The organism is Marinobacterium arenosum (assembly GCF_019795155.1).
Classification (GTDB): Bacteria; Pseudomonadota; Gammaproteobacteria; order Pseudomonadales; family Balneatricaceae; genus Marinobacterium_C; species Marinobacterium_C arenosum.
In genome coordinates this window covers 37957-58456 of sequence record NZ_JAILYN010000007.1, presented here as the reverse complement: position 1 = coordinate 58456, position 20500 = coordinate 37957, and the positions used below count along the sequence as shown (strand labels likewise).

12 protein-coding genes are annotated in these 20500 nt (G+C 59.6%); 2 read left to right on the top strand and 10 right to left on the bottom strand.

Features of this window, described 5'->3' with window-relative positions; all coding sequences use genetic code 11:
- Nucleotides 1-32 precede the first annotated feature (32 nt).
- Nucleotides 33-3959 carry a hybrid sensor histidine kinase/response regulator gene (locus tag K6T12_RS04990; protein WP_222220082.1) on the top strand — a complete coding sequence of 1309 codons (3927 nt, stop codon included), beginning with the start codon at nucleotides 33-35 and terminating at the stop codon, nucleotides 3957-3959.
- Between the two features lie 778 nt (nucleotides 3960-4737).
- Here the strand turns inward: K6T12_RS04990 and K6T12_RS04985 are convergent.
- The 9 genes from K6T12_RS04985 to K6T12_RS04945 form a co-directional block, all read right to left on the bottom strand.
- Complete coding sequence (locus K6T12_RS04985) at nucleotides 4738-5406, bottom strand: response regulator transcription factor (RefSeq protein WP_222220079.1); 669 nt, start codon at nucleotides 5404-5406, stop codon at nucleotides 4738-4740.
- Between the two features lie 345 nt (nucleotides 5407-5751).
- Nucleotides 5752-7707 (bottom strand): acetate--CoA ligase, encoded by a 1956-nt coding sequence (gene acs / locus K6T12_RS04980; protein WP_222220077.1) that lies wholly within the window; start codon nucleotides 7705-7707, stop codon nucleotides 5752-5754.
- A gap of 179 nt (nucleotides 7708-7886) precedes the next feature.
- Nucleotides 7887-9284 carry a sigma-54-dependent transcriptional regulator gene (locus tag K6T12_RS04975; protein WP_222220075.1) on the bottom strand — a complete coding sequence of 466 codons (1398 nt, stop codon included), beginning with the start codon at nucleotides 9282-9284 and terminating at the stop codon, nucleotides 7887-7889.
- Nucleotides 9281-10399: a sensor histidine kinase gene (locus K6T12_RS04970; RefSeq protein ID WP_222220073.1), complete on the bottom strand. Its 1119-nt coding sequence runs from the start codon at nucleotides 10397-10399 to the stop codon at nucleotides 9281-9283. The genes K6T12_RS04975 and K6T12_RS04970 overlap by 4 nt, the downstream gene beginning before the upstream one ends.
- 184 nt (nucleotides 10400-10583) lie before the next feature.
- Entirely contained in the window at nucleotides 10584-12032 is a 1449-nt protein-coding gene (locus K6T12_RS04965) for a sigma-54 dependent transcriptional regulator (protein ID WP_222220071.1), read from the bottom strand.
- A gap of 278 nt (nucleotides 12033-12310) precedes the next feature.
- Nucleotides 12311-12706, bottom strand: a complete 396-nt coding sequence (gene fliS, locus K6T12_RS04960) for a flagellar export chaperone FliS (protein WP_222220069.1) — start codon at nucleotides 12704-12706, stop codon at nucleotides 12311-12313.
- Between the two features lie 22 nt (nucleotides 12707-12728).
- A complete protein-coding gene (gene fliD, locus K6T12_RS04955; RefSeq protein WP_222220067.1) occupies nucleotides 12729-14804 on the bottom strand; it encodes a flagellar filament capping protein FliD in 2076 nt (691 codons plus the stop codon).
- A 49-nt stretch (nucleotides 14805-14853) separates the two neighbouring features.
- Complete coding sequence (locus K6T12_RS04950; RefSeq protein ID WP_222220065.1) at nucleotides 14854-15222, bottom strand: flagellar protein FlaG; 369 nt, start codon at nucleotides 15220-15222, stop codon at nucleotides 14854-14856.
- 95 nt (nucleotides 15223-15317) lie between these two features.
- Nucleotides 15318-17609: a flagellin N-terminal helical domain-containing protein gene (locus K6T12_RS04945; protein WP_222220063.1), complete on the bottom strand. Its 2292-nt coding sequence runs from the start codon at nucleotides 17607-17609 to the stop codon at nucleotides 15318-15320.
- Between the two features lie 273 nt (nucleotides 17610-17882).
- On the opposite strand from K6T12_RS04945, the gene fliT reads away from it, so the two are divergent.
- Nucleotides 17883-18185 carry a flagellar protein FliT gene (gene fliT, locus K6T12_RS04940; protein WP_222220061.1) on the top strand — a complete coding sequence of 101 codons (303 nt, stop codon included), beginning with the start codon at nucleotides 17883-17885 and terminating at the stop codon, nucleotides 18183-18185.
- 438 nt (nucleotides 18186-18623) lie between these two features.
- Here fliT and flgL read toward each other — a convergent pair whose 3' ends face one another.
- The gene (gene flgL, locus K6T12_RS04935; RefSeq protein WP_222220059.1) at nucleotides 18624-20498 is read right to left on the bottom strand and encodes a flagellar hook-associated protein FlgL; all 1875 of its coding nucleotides are present in this window, start codon (nucleotides 20496-20498) and stop codon (nucleotides 18624-18626) included.
- Nucleotides 20499-20500 lie beyond the last annotated feature (2 nt).

Below are 20500 nucleotides of genomic sequence, written 5' to 3'. Positions count from 1 at the left end.
TCCGGCACCGTCAAGCAGGAGTTTTTGTCGACATGTTATCCGGCTGGTCCATTATTCTGATCTCGCTCGCCTATCTGGGCTTGCTGTTTGCAATCGCCTACTTCGGCGACAAGTACGGCAGTAACAACAACAGCGGAAAACCGATTATCTATTCCCTTTCGCTGGCCGTTTACTGCTCGTCCTGGACCTTTTACGGCGCTGTTGGCCGTGCGTCGACCAATGGCTGGGAGTATCTGGCCACCTACCTTGGGCCGGTGCTGGTATTTATATTCGGCTGGCGGCTGATCGAAAAGATAATCCTGATCAGCAAGCAGCAGAATATCACCACCATCTCGGACTTTATCTCGTCGCGCTACGGCAAGAGCCAGTCGCTGGCGGTGATGGTGACGCTGCTGGCGGTGATGGGCACCATCCCCTATATCGCCATGCAGCTGAAAGCGGTGGCGATCAGTTTCAACGCCCTGACCGCCACGCAGGGAGGCACCCTCGACCTGGGTGCCGACACCGCGCTGTTCGTCGCGATCCTGATGGCGGTATTCGCGATCCTGTTCGGTACCCGCCAGATCGATGCCACCGAACACCACCAGGGGCTGGTATTGGCGGTGGCTTTCGAATCGATCATCAAGCTGGCGTCGTTCATGGCGATCGGCCTGTTCGTCGCCTTCGAGCTGTTCGACGGCGTCGGCGAAACGCTGTTCAATATCCGCCTGCAGCTGAGCTACAGCGAGAAGTTCTCCAACTGGCTGACCGACAGCTTCATCACCGAGACCCTGCTGGCCTGTGCCGCGGTGATCTGCCTGCCGCGTCAATTTCACGTCACTATCGTCGAAAACACCCAGGCCAGCGACCTGAAATTGGCCCGCTGGCTGTTCCCGCTCTACCTGATCCTGATCTCGCTGTTCGTGCTGCCGATCTCCGCCGCCGGCAGCCTGCAGTTCGACAGCAATCAGGTCGACGCCGACACCTTCGTGTTGATGCTGCCGCTGGCCAACGCCTCGCCGGACCTGGCCACCTTCGCCTTTATCGGTGGTCTGTCGGCGGCCACCAGCATGGTGATCGTCGCCAGCATCACCCTGGCGACCATGGTCTGTAACGATATCGTGATGCCGCTGCTGCTGCGCATCTCGCGGCTGCGGCTGTCGGAAAATCGCGATCTGGGTGGCCTGCTGCTGAAAGTCCGCCGAATCACCATCTTCTGCCTGATGCTGCTGGCCTACTTCTACTACCGGATTCTCGGCGATCAGGGCAACCTGGCCTCGTTTGGCCTGCTGGCCTTCGCCGCGGTGGCCCAGTTCCTGCCGGCGATCATCGGCGGCATCTTCTGGAAAGCCGGCTCACGCCAGGGGGTACTGGCCGGCCTGATCGGCGGTTTCAGCCTGTGGCTCTATACCCTGTTGATCCCGACCATGACCGAGGCCGGACTGATCGCCGGCGCCCTGCCGCTGGATGACCGCCCCGGCTGGCTGATGCCAACCGCGCTGTTCGGTTTCGACCAGCTCGACCCACTAAGCCACGGCGTGTTCTGGAGTCTGAGCGTCAATATTCTGCTGTACCTGCTGGTCTCCCACTACACCAGTCTGCGGCTGGTCGACCGGATCCAGGCCAGCGCCTTCGTCGACGTCTACGATCAGAACCTGACCGAAACCCTGCGCCAGTACAACAATGTCACCGTCGGCGACCTGCAGGTGCTGGCCGAGCGTTTCCTCGGCCAGAGCCGAACCCAGCACGCCTTCTCCAGCTTCGCGCTGCAGCGCGGCGAAGAGCCGCCAATCTCCGGCGACCGGGCCACCCCGGAACTGATCCAGTTCGCCGAACGCCTGCTGGCCGGGGTGATCGGCGCCTCCTCGGCCCGGATCGTACTGGCTTCGACCCTGCGCGGCCGCGACATGCATATCGGCGACGTGGTGACTATCGTCGACGAGGCCTCCCAGGCGCTGCGCTTCAACCGCTCGCTGCTGCAATCCACCATTGAGAACATCAGCCTGGGGATCAGCGTGGTCGACCAGCAGATGCGGCTGGTCGCCTGGAACCGCCGCTATGTCACCATGTTCGACTACCCGGAGGGGCTGATCTGCGTCGGTCGTCCAATCGAGGAGATCTTCCGCTACAACGCCATCAAGGGCGAGTACGGTCCCGGCAACCTGGACAACCAGGTACAGCGCCGGATGCAGATCATGAGTTCCGGCAAGCCACACAGCTACGAGCGTCAACGTCCTGACGGTACCGTACTGGAAGTGCGCGGCAACGAGATGCCGAATGGCGGCTACGTCAACACCTACATGGATATCACCGACCACAAGAAGGTCCAGCAGGCGTTACGTGAGAGCGAGCAGAACATCCGTATCTACACCGATAACGTACCGGTGCTGATCGCTTACCTGGACAGCGAGCAGCGCTTCATGTTCGTCAACCGGGCCTACGCCGAGGCCTTTGAACTGGACCGCCACAATATCGCCGGCGTGCCCTGCTATGAGCAGTTCAGCGCCGCCGACTACGCGATCCGCCGCCCCTATATCCTGGAGGCGCTGAAAGGCCGTCGCCAGCGTTTCGAACTGGCGCTGCCGGTACGCGACGGCGAACGACGCTACGCCGAGGTCACCTATATTCCGCACATCGGCGAATATGGCGACGTACTCGGCTACTTCACCCTGTACCAGGACATCACCGAACGACGCAAGGCGGAAGAGGCGCTGCAGGAGACCAACGAGAACCTGGAACTGCGCGTCAAAGAGCGCACCCATGCGCTGTCGGTGGTCAACAAGGAGCTGCGCAAGGAAAACACCATCCGCGCGCTGATGGAGGACGAATTGCGTCAGGCCAAATCCGATGCGGAAGCCGCCAACCTCGGCAAGACCCGCTTCCTGGCCGCCGCCAGCCACGACCTGTTGCAGCCGCTTAACGCGGCCCGGCTGTTCACCTCGGCGCTGGCCCAGCAGAGCCACAGCGACGAGACCCGCCAGCTGGTCGACAACCTGGACGGCTCTTTGAAGGCGGCAGAGGAACTGATCACCGCGCTGCTGGATATCTCCAAGCTGGATGCCGGCGCGCTGGAGCCGTCGATCAGCGATTTCGCCATTGGCGACCTGATGACTCAGCTGAGTTCCGATTTCGACGCCCTGGCCAAGGACAAGCAACTCAAGTTCCGCTGCGTCGATTGCAAACTGGTGGTCCGCTCCGACCAGCAAATGCTGCGCCGCATCCTGCAGAACTTCCTGTCCAACGCCATCCGTTATACCCAGCACGGCGGCGTGTTGCTCGGCTGCCGCCGGCGCGGCGACCAGCTGCGCATCGAGGTCTGGGACACCGGCGTCGGCATCCCGCACAGTAAACTGCGCGAGGTGTTCGAGGAGTTCAAACGGATCGACAACCCGAAGCACAGCCAGGTGCAGGGGCTTGGCCTGGGGCTGGCGATCACCGAGCGGATCGCCCGTATGCTCGACCACCGTCTCGATGTGCGCTCCTGGCCGACCAAGGGCACGGTGTTCAGTATCGACGTGCCGCTGGGCGACCCGGCACTGGCCGCCAAGGCCCGGCCGGAGAAGCGCGGCTGGATCCGCAGTAAGGGATTGCACGGCATCCGGGTATTGGTGATCGACAACGAGCCGAAGATCCTGGAAGGGATGTCTGCACTGCTGCAGGGCTGGTCGTGCGAGGTGATCACCGCACTGTCGGGCGAGGAAGCGCGCGAGCTGTGCCAGGTGTCGCCGTTCGAGCCGGATATCATCCTGGCCGACTACCACCTCAGCGCCACCCATACCGGCATCATGGCATTGCGCGACCTGGCCGACCTCTGGTCGACGCCGGTCCCGGCGATCGTGATCACCGCCGACCGCACCGACGAGGTGAAAAGCGAAATCAACGACTACGGCGCCCAGCTGCTGACCAAGCCGATCCGGCCGGCGGCATTGCGGGCGATGATCAACAAGGTGATCGCCAGCGCCCGGGCGGTGGCTTCCTGACCCCTTGGGGCGCTGCTACAGAGCCCGTGCCGTAACAGCCCGCTCCGAGGGCGACCGATCATGGCACCAATACCGATGTAGCCTCCGACGGTCGCGGCTAAAGCCGCTGCTACAGGGCTCGTACCGTAGCAGCCCGCTCCGAGGGCGACACCCACCGGAATCGGCCAACCCCGTCGCGGTCGGTACCCAAAGGGCATGCCAAGCCCGCTGCTACAGGGTTCCGTGATCCGTAGCAGCCCGCTCCGCGGGCGACACCCACCGGAATCGGCCAACCCCATCGCGGTCGGTACCCAAAGGGCATGCCAAGCCCGCTGCTACAGGGGTCCATGATCCGTAGCAGCCCGTTCCGCGGGCGACACCCACCGGAATCGGCCAACCCCATCGCGGTCGGTACCCAAAGGGCATGCCAAGCCCGCTGCTACAGGGTTCCGTGATCCGTAGCAGCCCGCTCCGCGGGCGACACCCACCGGAATCGGCCAACCCCATCGCGGTCGGTACCCAAAGGGCATGCCAAGCCCGCTGCTACAGGGTTCCGTGATCCGTAGCAGCCCGTTCCGAGGGCGACCAATCATGGCTCCAATACCGATGTAGCCACCGACGGTCGCGGCTGAAGCCGCTGCGACGGGGCCCTCGTCGTGGCAAGGCGACAGTTTGCGCGAGATTCAATGGAGAGGTCGCAGATGCCGGCATTTAACCGCCTGCGGCAGTGGCGCCCCGGATGGCGCCGGACAAGGCGTGACAGGGGTACCAACGCGGCACCCCGAGATATTGAAAAGAATCAGCCGAGGTCGGTTTTCGGCGGTTCGACGCCCAGCCGCTGAGCGGCGATCACCGCCTGGGTGCGGCTGTGTACACCGAGCTTACGCAGGATCGCGGTAACGTGGGCCTTGATGGTGGCCTCGGAGACATTCAGCTCATAGGCGATCTGCTTGTTCAGCAACCCCTCGGTCAGCATGGTCAGCACCCGGAACTGCTGCGGCGTCAGCGACGCCAGCGCTTCGGCGAACTGCTGGTCCTCTTCGCTGACCTCATCCAGGTTTTCGGCAATCTCCTGCGGCAGCCACTCCTCGCCTTCCAGTACCGCCAGAATCGCTTCAGAGATGGTCTCCAGCGGTGCCGACTTCGGGATGAAGCCGGAGGCGCCGTAGTCGATCGCCCGCTTCATCACATGGCTTGCTTCGCTGCCAGACACCACCACCACCGGCATACCCGGGTTCTGGCCACGCAGGAATACCAGGCCGGAGAAGCCGTTGGTTCCCGGCATATGGATATCGAGCAGAACCAGATCGGCATCGGGGTTGTTCTCCACCGCTTCCTGTACCGCCGCCAGGGTGTCCGCCTCGACGGTTTCCACTCCGGGCAGGGCCTGTGCCACTGCCTGTTTCAGCGCGGCACGAAACAACGGGTGATCATCCGCGATGATGATTTTCTGCGCTAACTGCTGCATGCGTACTTTCTCCCTAGCCGAATACGGATATCCGACACAATCCTACGAAGCCACCCTATCGACAGGGCTCATTCATACCATAGATTCGGCATGGATTCGCGGTCCAGCAAAGTCGTCGAGCAACTCGCTTCCCGGCCCCGGAGATGGCCATTCTTCGGCAGGCCGGGACAACAAGGCTGGCCCGCCTCTGTTCAGTGTGAGCAAACCGGGCAAAATCGTCGACACTTGGACAGCCTTCTCGCCCGACCAGCCGAAGGGCATCATAGCACCTCTAAACGCAAAACTCCCCCCGAGCCCCATGGCACGGAGGGAGTTTAAACGACTAATCGTCAACAACCGTTTCGATCAGCTTTTACGGTTCATACGATGCTCGATAAGATCGTCGACAACCGACGGATCCGCCAGCGTGGAGGTATCGCCCAGGGCACCAAAATCGTCCTCGGCGATCTTACGCAGGATACGGCGCATGATCTTGCCGGAGCGGGTCTTCGGCATGCCCGGCGCGAACTGGATCAGGTCCGGCGAGGCGATCGGGCCGATCTCGCTGCGTACCCAGTTGCGCAGCTCCTTCATCAGTTCGTCGGACTGCTCGTAACCGGACTGCAGGGTCACGTAGACGTAGATCCCCTGGCCTTTGACGTCGTGCGGATAGCCGACCACCGCCGCCTCGGAAACCGCCGGGTGCGCAACCAGCGCGGATTCCACTTCGGCGGTACCCATGCGGTGACCGGAGACGTTGATCACGTCATCAACCCGGCCGGTGATCCAGTAGTAGCCGTCGGCGTCGCGACGGGCACCATCACCGGTGGTGTAGCAGCCCTTGAAGGTGGAGAAGTAGGTCTGCACGAAACGCTCGTGATCGCCCCAGATCGAGCGGCTCTGGCCCGGCCAGGAGTCCTTGATCACCAGGTTGCCATCAACGGCGCCCTCCAGCTCGTTGCCTTCGTTATCCACCAGCGCTGGCTGCACGCCGAAGAACGGACGGGTAGCGGAACCCGGCTTGGTATCGGTAGCGCCCGGCAGCGGGGTGATCATGATGCCGCCGGTTTCGGTCTGCCACCAGGTGTCGACGATCGGGCAGTTACCCTTGCCGATCACCCGGTTGTACCACTCCCAGGCCTCCGGGTTGATCGGCTCGCCGACCGAGCCGAGAATCCGCAGGCTGGACAGGTCGGCGTCGCCCATCACGTCGTCACCCTGCTGCATCAGCGCACGGATGGCGGTCGGCGCGGTGTAGAACTGGTTAACCTTGTGCTTCTCGATCACCCGGCCGAAGCGGCTGTTGTCCGGATAGCTCGGCACCCCTTCGAACATCAGCGTGGTGGCGCCGTTGGCCAGCGGACCGTAGACGATATAGCTGTGACCGGTTACCCAACCGACATCGGCGGTGCACCAGTAGATATCGCCCTCTTTGTAGTCGAATACGTACTCGTGGGTCATCGACGCGTAGACCATGTAACCGCCGGTCGTGTGCTTGAGCCCCTTGGGCGCTCCGGTCGAACCGGAGGTGTACAGGATGAACAGCGGCGCTTCCGCCTCCATCTGCTCGGCCGGGCACTCGGCGGACGCTTCGGCGACCAGCTCTTCGTACCAGCGGTCACGGTTGTCATCCCAGGCCACATCCTGGTCAACCCGCTTGACCACCACCACGCTCTGCACGTAGCGCGCCGCGGCTTCGTTGGCCAGCGCCTTGTCGACGTTCTCTTTCAGCGGCACCACCTTGCCACCACGCAGCGAGTAGTTGGAAGTGATCACCAGCTTGGATTCGGCCCCCTGGATACGAGCGGCCAGGGCATCCGGCGAGAAGCCGCCGAATACCACCGAGTGGACCGCGCCGATACGGGCGCAGGCCAGCATCGCCACCGCCGCTTCCGGAATCATCGGCATATAGAGGGTGACCACATCGCCTTTCTCGACGCCCTGTGCTTTCAGGGCGTTGGCGAACTTGCTGACCCGCTGGTGCAGCTCGCGGTAGGTGATCTTCTCGGATTCGCTCGGGTCGTCACCTTCCCAGATGATCGCGACCTGGTCGCCGCGGGTTTCCAGGTGACGGTCGAGGCAGTTGTAGGAAGCATTCAGGGTGCCATCCTCGAACCAGCGGATATCGACGTTGTGCGGGTCGAAGCTGGTGTTCTTGACCTTGGAGAACGGCTTGAACCAGTCGATACGACGGCCATGCTCGCCCCAGAAGGCGTCCGGGTCGTTGACCGACTGCTGGTACATCTGCAGATATTTTTCGTTATCACAATGTGCCGCTGCCGCGACCTCCGGCTTGACCGGATAGACCTTTACTTCACTCATGGTGATGCCCTTAGCTTGCTTGTTTTAATTATCGAATCCACTGCGTCCACTGATAATAGTTATTGTTTTAGACGACGCAATAAATGGCTGAACTGCATAGGGTTATACCGAACCGCTTCGCCACGCCTGAATTAGACATTGGTCTATCGCAATAACGGAGGGACCTTCCGGGTAAGTAATCACTTACGCAGCAGGCTATCCAGATCGATACCCGACTCGCGCATGCGAGCCAGTTTGTACCTTAAAGTACGAGGGCTGATACCCAGCTTGTCGGCCGCCTCTTTACGACTTCCGTTGGTGGCCTGAAGTGCGTCAATAATCAATTGGAACTCACGCTGGCGCATGCCGTCGCCCAACTGGCTGCCGGCCGAATCCAGATCGGCACTGCCGAGTGCCTCCTCGACGGCCGGTGCCGCTGCCACCGGGGCCAGCTGCTCGACCGGGATCGCGCCGGGCGTCAGGTGCAGGTCAGCCGGCTGGATCAACACACCGGGCTGCAGGATCAGCGCCCGCTGGATCACGTTATCCAGTTCACGGACGTTGCCGGGCCAGGGGTGGCTGGTCAGTGCCTGGACCGCCTCCGGCGACAGCGTCACCGCGCCGCGACGCATCTTGCGGCAGTACTTGACCAGCAGCCGCTCCGCCAGCGGTACGATATCCGCCGGGCGTTCGCGCAACGGCAGCCACTGCAACGGGAATACGTTCAGCCGGTAATAGAGGTCTTCGCGGAACTTGCCCTCCTGCACGTAACTCTCCAGCTGACGGTTGGTGGTGGCCAGCACCCGCACATCCAGCTTGATGGTCTGGCGACCGCCGACCCGTTCCACCTCCTGCTCCTGCAGTACGCGCAGCAGTTTGGCCTGCAGGCCGAGATCCATCTCGGTGACCTCGTCCAGCAGCAAGGTGCCGCCGTTGGCCTGCTCGAATTTACCGGGGCTGGCGGCATGGGCACCGGTGAAGGCGCCCTTTTCATGGCCGAACAGGATCGCCTCCAGCATGTTTTCCGGAATCGCGGCACAGTTCAGCGCCACGAACGGTTTGTCCGCCCGGGCCGACTGGTTGTGGATATATTGCGCCAGCACCTCCTTACCGGTACCGGATTCGCCGGTGATCAGCACCGTCGAATCGGTCTGCGCCACCCGGCAGGCCAGCTGCAGCAGCTGACGCGAGCTGTTCTCTTCGGCGATCGGTTCTTCAGCGGCGGTACCGGCAGCCAGGCCCACCGCAAACCGCTTGATGGTCGCCACCAGGGTATCGGCATCGAACGGCTTCATCAGGTAATCGACCGCGCCGTTGCGGATCGCCTCGACCGCTTTCTGCACCTGGCCGAAGGCGGTCATCAGGATCACCGGCAGGCCGGGATACTGCTGGCTCAACCGGGCCAGCAGCTGGTGCCCGTCCATACCCGGCATATTGACGTCGGTGACCACGATATCGACCATCCCCTGCTCCAACTGGGTGAGCGCTTGCTCACCGTCACCGGCCTCGCGGTAGCTCATACCGGCCAGTTCCAGGGTGTCGCCGATCGCTTCGCGCAATTCGGGATCATCTTCAACGATCAGTACCTTGATACTCATTCAGGATCCACTTGATAGATAGGTAGGGTCAGGGAAACCACAGTGCCGATACCCGGCTGCGACTGCAAGGCGAACCGGCCGTGGTGGGCGTGGGCCACCACCTGGGCCACCGCCAGCCCCAGCCCGGTACCGTGCGATTTGGTGGTAAAGAACGGCTGCAGTGCCTTCTGCCGGGTCGCTTCATCCATACCCGGCCCGTTGTCGGCGATGGTCAGCTGCAACATCGATTCCAGCCGCTGCATCCGGATCATCAGAGTGACTTGGTTACCGCCGGCCTGCAGGGCGTTTTCAATCAGGTTCATCACCGCGCCCAGCAGGGTCTCCTTGTTGCACTGGAACTGCAGCCCCTGTGCATCGTTACGCAGGTCACAATCCCCTTCGTGATAGGCCAGCGGTATATCGAGCTGATCGTCCAGATCGCGGAAGAACTGCTCGGTGCTGATACGGTCCTCCAGCTTGGTTTCACCGCGGGCGAACACCAGCATGTCGCGCACCTGCTGTTCAAGGTTCTCCAGTCGCGAACGCACCTTGCCGGTAAACCGGCTGCGCTGTTCGACGCTGAGATCGGGCCGGGCCAGATGATCCATATAGAGCAATGCCGCCGACAGCGGCGTGCGGATCTGATGCGCCAGCGACGCCATCATCCGGCCCATTTCGGACAGCCGCTGGTAGTGCGACAGCCGGTCCTGCAGCAAGCGGGTTTCGGTCAGGTCGGTCAGCAGCAACAGCTGGCCCGGCTCGGAGGTCAACGCACAGGTCGCCAACTGCACCCGCCGGCCGCTCTTTAACGAGATCTCGTGACCGTCGTCCGACTGCGGCGAGAAGCTGCGCTCGATCACCTGCGCCCAGATCTCGCCGACCAGCGGCGTACCCAGCATCCTCTCCGCGGCCGGATTGCAGTCGTAGACCCGGCCGCTGTTGTTGATCAGCAATACCCCGGCCGGCATCAGGTCCAGCAGGTGGCGCAGCCGTGATTCCGCCTGCTCGTTAGCGGTTTCCGCCTGCTGCTGACGGGTCGCCTGCTGATCGACCAGCGCCCTGAGGCGGCGGTTCTCGGCGATCAGCGCACTGACCTGGGCGTCGCTCAGCTTACTGGCGGCTAAAAATTCTGACATCTGTTTTTTCTTTAAACTTGCTTTGCTGTAGGGCGCCACCCGGGGCGCCATGCCGACTGCGGTTGAGAACGCCTGCCGGCGTTTTGGCCGGCCAGGTCCGGCCCTACATCCATCCCCTGTAGCGCGCCTCCTACGCTGGTCGTGCCAGCACTTGTGGGAGGCGCGCCCCGCGGCGAACAGAACATTACTTACGCTGGATACCGTACTTGCGCATCTTTTCCACCAGCGTGGTACGCCGGATCTGCAGTTTATCGGCGGCGCGGGCCACCACATGGTCGCTGGCTTCCAGCGCCTGGCGGATCAGCGACTGCTCGATCTGCTCCAGGTGCGCCTTGAGATCAACCCCCTCCTCCGGCAGCTGGTCCATTGGCACCGCCTGCCCCGCATTGATCGACTGCGGCACCAGCAGCGGCAACGATTGCTGGCCCGTTGCGGCAATGTCCGGAAGCGTCGCAGAACCGGCACCATAGCGAAATTTGGCCGGTAGTTCATCGATACCGATCACCCCGTCGGGGTACATGATCGCCAGCCGCTCGACCAGGTTGGCCAGCTCGCGCACGTTGCCCGGCCAGTCATGCTGCATCAGCGACTCCAGCGCCGATGGATGGAAGCGCAACCGCCCCATGCCGGCATCGTCGATCCGCTGCACCAATTCGTCCAACAGCACCGGCAGATCGTTCTGCCGTTCGCGCAGCGCCGGCATCTCGATCGGGAATACATTGAGCCGGTAATAGAGGTCCTCGCGGAACCCGCCGTCGAGGATCATCTGCTCCAGGTTCTTGTGGGTCGCGGCGATCACCCGCACATCGACGCTGATGGTCTTGATACCGCCGACCCGCTCGAACTCCCGCTCCTGCAGTACCCGCAGCAGCTTGACCTGCATCGGCAGCGGCATGTCGCCCACTTCATCGAGAAACAGGGTGCCGCCCTGGGCCAGCTCGAAACGCCCCTGCCGGCTGGACACCGCACCGGTGAAGGCGCCCTTCTCATGGCCGAACAACTCGCTCTCGAGCAGGTCCGGCGGAATGGCGCCGCAGTTGATCGGTACAAAGGGGCCATTGGCCCGGGTAGAACGGTTATGCAGGGTTTGTGCCACCAGCTCCTTGCCGGTGCCCGACTCGCCGGTGATCAGCACACTGACATCGCGGCCGGCCACCTGGGCGATCATCTGTCGCACCCGCTGCATCTGCGGGCTGATGCCGACCAGGCCATCCTGCATCGAAAAGTCGTCGCAGGTCGCCTGGCGCTGGGCACGGCAGGCCTGAGCGTAATGCTGCGCCTGGTAGAGCGCATCCATCAGCTCCTTATAACGGTAGGGATAGTGGATCTGGGCGCAGATCATCTGCTGCAGCGGCGCCGGCAGGGTCTCGACCTCGGCCCATTCGGCCAGGAACAGCACCGCCGTGCCGGGCTGCAGCTCCTGCAGTTCCAGCAGCATCTTCTCCAGCGACACCGGCAGCGAACTCTCGCCGAACGCGATCACCGCGCCTTCGGCCAGCGGCTCATTGCGGTCGCGCTGCAACCAGCTGACGAAGTCGGTGACCCGGCTGCGACAGCCTATGAACTCCAGCAACCCGCCCAGCTCCGTACGGCGCTGTTGGTTGTCGTCGATGACGACTATTTCCTGGCCCATTGCGTACCCATCACTGAAGACGTCAAATATTGGTCGCACTAGTATGCCTTGACGCCACGTCAAGTCAATTAATTGGCACGCAGATGGCCAGTGTCAGTAGGGTCGCATCTAGGCGACCAAACGCCGCCAGCCCCCCCCCTGCGGTGGCATCACCCCATGTGTGGGGGAGGAAACGCCCTACAGCCTGCTCCAACCAGGGAGGGCATATTTAGAAAGCCTCAAAATACAAAAAAGCGGCCGTAGCCGCTTTTCCAATACCTGATGTCTCGCGCAGAAATTTACTGTTTATGCTCGTCGGGCATCTCTTCCCAGCCCTGCTTCACAGTCAAAAGCAGATCCATAACTTCCTGAACTTTCTCAGCGCTGTTCTCACGGTTAGCCTGCAACATGGTACGAACGATATAGTCATACAGCGCATCAAGATTGGCGGCCACTTCGCCACCCTTCTCATGGTCCAGCATATCGCGCAAACCCATCACGATATCAGTGCTTTTGTTCAGCTGTTTTGTACGGCCCTCGATGTCGTTCCGCTCGATTGCGCCACGCGCTTTCGCCAGGGCTTCCAATGCGCCATTGAACAACATAAGAATTAGCTTATGCGGCGAAGCGGTCGCCACAGACGCTTTCAGATCGACACTTTGATACTGCTTAAGCGCGCTCAGATTAATACTCATATCTGCCAATATCCGGTAATAATTATTTGTACTGCGCCGTAAACGGCAGGTTAGCCAGCATACCTTCGAGAGAATCCCCGGTGGTCTTGAACTGTGCCAGTATACTTTCCATCGCTAGGAACTGGGCCATCAATCGGCTCTGCACCTTATCCATCCGGCGATCCAGATCTTCCTGATCGCTTTCTATCCCCGTGAGAGCCTTGTTGATGTTCGCCTCTCGCAGAGCGATCGGGGCCGGATTCTCATCAGTGCTCTTTTCTCTTAGCAGAGTTGAAGCTAGCAGGTCAAGCTCGCCCGCCAACCCCCGGGAGAAGTTAATACTGCTAGTGCCAAAACTTCCCGGCCCTACAGTAAATGTCAAACCATTTAACGGGTCGCCAATCTCAGGCAGTAAGACATCACCACTGCCAAATGCAGCTCTGCCATCGATGGTGCCAGCAACATCGGTACCATTGCTGGCAACCAGCGCATCGCTCAAACCGATATCGGTCAAGCTCGCACTGACACCGGAGAAACTGAAATTGTAGTCTGAACCATACTCGCGACTGTTGAAGGTCAGCTGGTTAGAGCCGGAATCGTAGCCGACCTCTATACGCTGATAGGCGTCCAAATTACTATCGCCATTGATCAGCGACTGCAGCTCCGACGCCAACTCATCCCCAGAGGCGTATACCTTATCCGGCAGCGTAAGCTCATTGGTGGTGGTACCATTTATCGTGAACTTGAATGTATGCGGACCGCCGGCACTGAGGTCCAGCGAAGTGATAGCATTTCCAGAGGCTTGCGCCTGAGTCGGCTCGGTGGTGATATTTAACTCGTAGGTGCCGGCCGAGACATTACCGGCATTGTAGCCTAACGACACAGCAACATTACTGTTGGTCGAACTGGTGTTCACCGAAAAGAGCTTGGCAATATCATCGAATCCGTCAGCAATTGCCCGCTCAAAGTCGGTTTTGCCATCGCTGCCCTCATCATCGACAAATTCTAGAGTGCCATCCTGATTGGTACGAATACCAATATAGGTCAGCATATTAATGTCGCTAATACCAGGGACCGCTGTAGCAATAGTTTTCCGCAACGACGACAAGATGCTCTTGGCTGTACCATCAGTCGACAGTACACCCGCTTGGTTCTCCTCCAGCTCCTCATCATCCTTCGCCAATTTAACGCCGGTCAGGTTCTTCATGGTTTCATAGAGTGCATTGTAAGCCTCCACGAAATCACGGATCGCTTGCTCGCCGGTAGCTTTGTCTTGAGAGATGGAAAAAGTGAACTTGTCGCCGGGACTTGCTTTGTTCAACGTAAAGTCGAGCCCTTGGATCACATCGTCGATATCGTTGGTATCCCGCTTCACAGTCAGGCCATTCAGCTCGATCTCGGCATCTGCACCGCCCTGGGTCTGCAGCATACTGCCGGCACCGGTCGCCTCGTTAAATGCGAACTGATCCAGATTGGCATCGCCGGTAACCGTAATCTCCATCTGCCGGCTCTCACCGGAGGGCGCGGTCAGCATCAGCTGGCTCTGGCCATCGGTAGTAATGATCGATGCCTGCAGATCTGAGTCGGAATCGTTGATCTTCCTAACCAGATCCTCTAGAGAATCGTCAGCATCCAACTCGACTGTCAGGCTATCCTCGTCGGCATTCACTGAGAACCCAACCGGACCACCGGCTTCGGTATAGCTGGTCCAGCTGCCGAAACGGATCGACAATTCGCCTGCCCCCAGTGCCGCACTGGTATCAGTAATCGCCCCGCTGGCCAAGTTCTGCGCCTGGGCTACACTGAGGACCTCTATCTGGTAGGTACCAGTCTGGGCGTTGGGCGACAGTGAGTTCGGCGTGATGACATCGGTTTCCGGAAAAGAGACCGAACGGGCATTGAAGGTATCGGGATTGGAGAGCGGTGAAAGTACGCTCTGAAATTCGCTGATGGCGCTTTTCACCAGGCCGTAGGCCGAGATCTGCGCTTCCAGCGTCTCTTTCTGTGAATTCAGCCGGTTCTGCTGAGGGGCTTTTTCGATCTCAACCAGCTGGTTAACCAGACTGGATACATCAATACCTGAACCACCTCCCAGTGCGCCTACGATATTGTTGCTCATTGCTCCCTCCCGGCGGCTAGATACTGAGCCCTCCTATTACCGGCAAGGCTCAGGCATGGTCATTGAAGATAACGCCAATTACCCCTTCCAGGTTCTTGGCAAAATTCAGCGTCTCTTCATTGGGTATCTGACGGATTACTTCGTCGGTCTGGGAATCCTTCACCTGGACCACCACCTTGTCGAGATCCCGATCGACACTGAATGACAGCGAACGCTGGCTGTCTTTCATCAATTCGTTGAGCTTTTCGATCGCCGCTTCAAGTTGCTCGACCGACAGCTCTTCTTTCTCGCCCGTTACTTCGGGGCTGTTCGAAGAGGCCTTCACCTCTGACACCGGCGTTAACGGCTCGACCGGCTGTTTCTGTTCCGTTTGCTGGGCCGCACTCTGCGCAGTGACAGTCGCGGCGGCTGTGTTCATAGCGTCGATTTCCATGACACACCCCCTGTTATATCCAAGAAAGCTGCCCCACCAGGGGCAGGGCAGCTTTAGCTAGTAACGTAGGATTATCCCACTTACTGCAGCAGAGACAATACCTGCTGCGGTGCAGAGTTGGCCTGGGCCAACATTGAGGTACCGGCCTGCTGCAGTACCTGCGCTCGGCTCAGGTTGGCGGATTCCTGGGCGAAGTCCGCATCCTCGATCCGGGAACGGGCCGCAGAGGCGTTTTCCGCTACGCTGGACAGGTTGTTGATGGTGAAATCCAGACGGTTGTTGACTGCACCAAGGTTACCACGGGTTTCGTTGATGGTATCCAGAGCATTATCGATAACATCAATCGCCTTCTGTGCGCTCGATGCGCTAGAGATATCGATGCTGCTGATAGAAGAACCGAAACCTGCACCACCAGTGCTGGCGTTCTGTTCAATCAGGCCGGTGTTGGCTGCACCGCTACCGCTCAGTTCGATACTGATCGGGTTACCGCTCAGTGATTTCAACTCCAGACCAGCTTGATTGTTACCAGCACTCAGCCCCAGACTATTGAGAACCTTAGAACCGTTGACATCACCTTCCGCAATGGTAAAGGCAGCATTAGAGCTCAGTACCAACTCACCCTGATCATTGACTGAGGCGAATACACCAGTGGTGCTCTGGGCGCCATTAATATCCGAAATGATCGCATCCATGGACGATACATCAGTCAAGACAACCTCGTTATCATTGATCTTGATAGTGTCGTTGTTTTGAATAGTGGTAGCAGCGGTTGTTGTGGAAGCTGCGGCAGATGCACCGATTGAAGCGCCCAAGCCAAAGTCGGTACCGAAGGTACTACCATTGGTAGTACCTTGGAACATGGTGATGTTGCCTTCGGAGTACAGATGCAGCTGGTTGTTTTCGTCGGCCCGTGCAGTAACCCCTGTGTCGCCAGTAGAGCCATTAATATCGGCCACGATAGTCGCCATATCAGTACCAGTGAAGGTAATTTCGGTACCGTTAATATTGATTTGGTCACCGATGGCGATAGTTACACCACCTGCCGGCGGGTACGCTGTACTGGTCAACTCTGTAGAGGTTTTGGTCAGATCTGCAGTGCCATCGGTTTCAGCTTTCAAGCTAGCAATGACACCAGTATCACCCGATGCAGCATTGATGTTATCCACTTTGCCCTGCAGAGTGTCGGTATTTTCGTGGTCAATCACGGTACCGTTGATTGTCAGCTCTCCATAGGCCAGCGCGGTGTTATTCAGCGCCCCGCCAACCACAGTACCGTCCGCCCGGGACTCCTGGAAGCCCAAGTTGGCCAAATCAGTCGCAGTGCCGCTGACGCCAGCTTCAACAGTAATATCGGAACCGTCATCAGAGCTCAGCGCGATCTGGCCGTGTGAAGTTGCGGTGATGTTACCGGTGATATCCGACAGGGTACCGCCACTGGACAGCGCAATGGTTGCACCAGTGTCGTTGGACAGAACCAGTTGGCCGTCGTCGTTCAACTCGGCCGCCACTTTACCGCCGGTCTTGTCGTTGATCGCAGCAACCAGCTCATCCATATTGTTGGTGTCCTGGATCACGTACTGCGTAGTGGAACCATCGGTATCGGTGATATCAATGGTCAGCTCAGCCGCTGCAGTGGTAACACCGTCACCGACGGAGGTCGCTTCGACGGTGTTAAAACCGGATGCGGTCACACCGTTGACATTGGTATTAATCTGATCGATCAGGTCGTCGAAAGTCTGGCTAGCGCCATCAAATGCACCGATGTTCTGGCCATTGATCAACACATCACCGTCGTCGATGGTGGTGGAGCCCAGCGCCTGGGCCAAGTGGGTACCGGCGACATCGGCAGAAGTAGAGCCCAGGCCCAGAGACTTGGAATCCATTGCACCGATTTCCATGCTGATGGTCTGGTTGGATTCGGAGCCCACCTGAATTTCCAGTTTGCCCTGCGAGCCATCCAGTACCTTCTGACCGTTGAAAGTTGTAGTCTCGGCAATTCGGTCCAGTTCTTCGGTCAGCTGCTTCAGCTCAGCGTTCAGGGTGTTTCGGTTCCCTTCGGTGTAGGTGCCGTTGGCAGACTGCACCGACAGTTCACGCATACGCTGCAGGATGTTGGTGGACTCGTCCAACGCGCCTTCAGCGGTCTGGATCATGGAGATACCGTCGTTGGCGTTACGCACCGCCTGGTTCAGACCGGTGATCTGAGAGGTCATCTTGTTGGCGATTGCCAGACCGGCCGCATCGTCCGCTGCCGAGTTGATGCGCTTACCGCTGGTAAGACGCTCCATCGCCTGGTTCTGCTCAGCCTGCGCAGTATTCAGGTTGCGCTGAGCATTCATCGACATGATGTTGGAGTTAATTACCATAGCCATGAGACTTTCTCCTTAGTGGTTCACCCGGCGCGCTGTCGGTACCGGCTGTAACGTATCTTTCGTTCATTTCGCCTGTCGGTCTGTTTTCTCCGGCAGGCTGTCAGAAATCTGTACTCAGGGTTATCGACCGGTTCAGATGCCTCTTTAGCGATTATTTTCCGTAAAGAAGCGATTTTTTTGCCGCGCCAACAACTGGTTGCTTTATGGTTAGCGGCCAGTACCCTTGGATGCTTAAGGACTTTTCGCAAACAATCGTCAAACGGGCGTTTAACCATGTTGCAGACCCTCGAACAGGCGCTGACCTTGACTCACCAACTGACCGAGCTTGCCGCCGAACAGAAGTGGTTGGAATTCGAGCAGCTGCAGCAGCAGCGCAGCGAGCTGATCGCCCGGATTGCCGATCAGGCACCGCCGCCCGAGGACGCCGGCCGGGTGCGTGAGTTGATTCACCAGATCCAGCAGATCGACCAGCAGCTGATCGCCCAGGCCCAGGCCCGCCGGCAGCAGGTGGTCGAAGAGAAGAAGAAGTTGAACCAGGGTGGCAAGGCGGCCAAGGCGTATCGGGCGTTTAAATAAGAACGACAGCAGCCGAGCCTTTCCAGCTTAGCCTCCGGCAGGCTGCTGTAGGACCGGACCCGGCCGGGTAGACCTGGCCGGCCTAACGCCGGCAGGCGTTTTGTTTCAACCGCCTGCGGCGGTGGAGCCCCGGGTGACGCCCTACAGGAGATCTGCCGTAGCAGCCCGCTCTGAGGCCGATATCTACGGTCCCTGCCAAGCCCCGTCGCGGTCGGAGCCCGCTGCTACAGGACGGCGCTTCGTAGCAGCCCGCTCTGAGGGCGACACCCACGGACCGTGCCAATTCCTGTCACGGTCGGAGCCCGCTGCTACAGGACGGCGCTTCGTAGCAGCCCGCTCCGAGGGCGACACCCACGGACCTTGCCACCCCTGTCGCGACCAGTACCTAAAGGGCATGCCTAGTGGTCTGCTACGGATTAGAAAGTCACCTGAAAAAACTTAACGGATATGATCGAACAGGCTCAGCGACTGCACCTTGCCGAACACCGTCTGCGAGGCCTGCAGCAGGGTCTGCTCCAACTGCAGCTCGGTGATCACTTCGGTCAGATCGGCATCTTCCAGATTGGACAGGGTGGTTTTGGTATACAGCTTAAAATCCTCGTTGGCGGACTTGATATCCTCCAGCGTGTTCAAGCGTGAACCGATCGCCGCAGTGGACTGGGTAATCCGTTCCTGCGCTTCATCGATACCATCCAATGCCGTTGCCAACGCATCATTCAATTCGTTTCGTTGTGTCTGACTAAGTACCGGAGTTTCCAACACTTCTGCAAGGTCCAGCGCGACATCGAGGATATTCTTCTGCTCCGGCTCGACCTTGATGGTCGACTGAGCCCTGGGCGGCACATTGATTGTCAGCCGCTCACCATCGACCAGGGTCCCGGTTTCCAGTTTCAGACCGGTATCGACCGCAACGCTGGGCAGTACCGGATCGGTACCGAGGTTCACATCCGGCAGCGCCGAAAGGTTGAAGGTGCCCAGAGAAACGCCACCGTCATCGAACAGCTCATAGGTACCAGCGCCGGTATCGAACACCACATCCATCTTGCCGCCAACCGGCATCGCGGTGGAGAAGGTTGCAAATTGCGCGGTATCGACAATCTCCACATCGGTCACATTGGAGACCTGCCTGGTGATCTCCGGGTTGGTGGTCGGCGCCTGCACGGTAAAGCTGTCACCGGTCACCGGCGTACCCAGCTGCACCTCGATACCGCCGTAGCTGATGGTGCCGTTATCGACATAGTTGAAGGTGGTCGTACCACCGATATCGATCGGCAGGCCGGTCACCGACGAGACCAGCTCATATTCCTTGAGGAGATCATCGGTGAAATTGATGGTCACATCGCCATACTGCTTGGCAAAGCTTTCCGCTGCAGTGCGGTCGGTCAACGACACCGCCTGGACGCCGCTAACCTCCGCAGAGGTTTCAAACTCCAGCGAATCAAGCGGCGGTGCTACCAGATCGAACTGCAACCCTTGGAAGTTCACCGCAACCGGGCCAGACGACAACGCCCCCCCCAGCGATTGGGCAGCCTGCAATTCATTGCCGCCACTGTCCAGGATACGGTAGCTGTAGGACAGCGGATCGGCCTGCTCGACACTGATCTCGAACTGCAGATCACCGGTCTGGTTCAGCTTTTGATAGTCCTTGAACTGAGTTTCAGCCGCGGTACTGGCAAACCGGGCATTCTGGATCGCCAGTTCAGCCTGACCATCGCTGTTTGGATCACTGTTCAGGCTTATCTGCAATGCGCCGGCGACCGACTCGAACAGCTCGAAGCCGGAGTCGCCGGCCGGCACCGTCAGCGTCGAACCGACCTGGATATGACGCTGGCCGTCGTCGCCGTTGTAGTCATAGCGGCCCAGTGCATTCTGGGTATAGGGCTGCTGGAAGCCTTTGTTGCCGGAAAAGATATACTCACCGGCGGCATCCTTGGTATTCATCAGACCGGCCATGCTGTCGACGATCTGGCGGATCTCTGCTGCGATTGAGGCCCGGTTGTTATCATTCAGTGCGGCATCGCCGGCCCGGATAGTCACTTCGCGCAACCTGTCCATGGCGGTATTGATATCACCCAACACCGTCTCTTCCAGCTCGATCCGGCGCTGGGTGACCTCGACGTTGTTCTGGTACTTTTCCAATTCGGATAGCTCGCGGTTCAGCTTGACCACCTGGGAGGATACCAGCGGATTGTCACTGGGCTGGCTGAACTTCTTGCCGGTGGCAACCTGGTTCTGCAGGTCGGCCAGGTTGCTCTGGTTACGCTGCATATTGCGTACGGCGTTGGCATATTGCTGCTGGGTGGAGATACGCATGA

Coding starts and splice junctions, on each gene's coding strand:
- K6T12_RS04990 (WP_222220082.1), top strand. CDS start 33: ATGTTATCCGGCTGGTCCATTATTCTGATCTCGCTCGCCTATCTGGGC.
- K6T12_RS04985 (WP_222220079.1), bottom strand. CDS start 5,406: ATGCAGCAGTTAGCGCAGAAAATCATCATCGCGGATGATCACCCGTTG.
- acs (WP_222220077.1), bottom strand. CDS start 7,707: ATGAGTGAAGTAAAGGTCTATCCGGTCAAGCCGGAGGTCGCGGCAGCG.
- K6T12_RS04975 (WP_222220075.1), bottom strand. CDS start 9,284: ATGAGTATCAAGGTACTGATCGTTGAAGATGATCCCGAATTGCGCGAA.
- K6T12_RS04970 (WP_222220073.1), bottom strand. CDS start 10,399: ATGTCAGAATTTTTAGCCGCCAGTAAGCTGAGCGACGCCCAGGTCAGT.
- K6T12_RS04965 (WP_222220071.1), bottom strand. CDS start 12,032: ATGGGCCAGGAAATAGTCGTCATCGACGACAACCAACAGCGCCGTACG.
- fliS (WP_222220069.1), bottom strand. CDS start 12,706: ATGAGTATTAATCTGAGCGCGCTTAAGCAGTATCAAAGTGTCGATCTG.
- fliD (WP_222220067.1), bottom strand. CDS start 14,804: ATGAGCAACAATATCGTAGGCGCACTGGGAGGTGGTTCAGGTATTGAT.
- K6T12_RS04950 (WP_222220065.1), bottom strand. CDS start 15,222: ATGAACACAGCCGCCGCGACTGTCACTGCGCAGAGTGCGGCCCAGCAA.
- K6T12_RS04945 (WP_222220063.1), bottom strand. CDS start 17,609: ATGGCTATGGTAATTAACTCCAACATCATGTCGATGAATGCTCAGCGC.
- fliT (WP_222220061.1), top strand. CDS start 17,883: ATGTTGCAGACCCTCGAACAGGCGCTGACCTTGACTCACCAACTGACC.
- flgL (WP_222220059.1), bottom strand. CDS start 20,498: ATGCGTATCTCCACCCAGCAGCAATATGCCAACGCCGTACGCAATATG.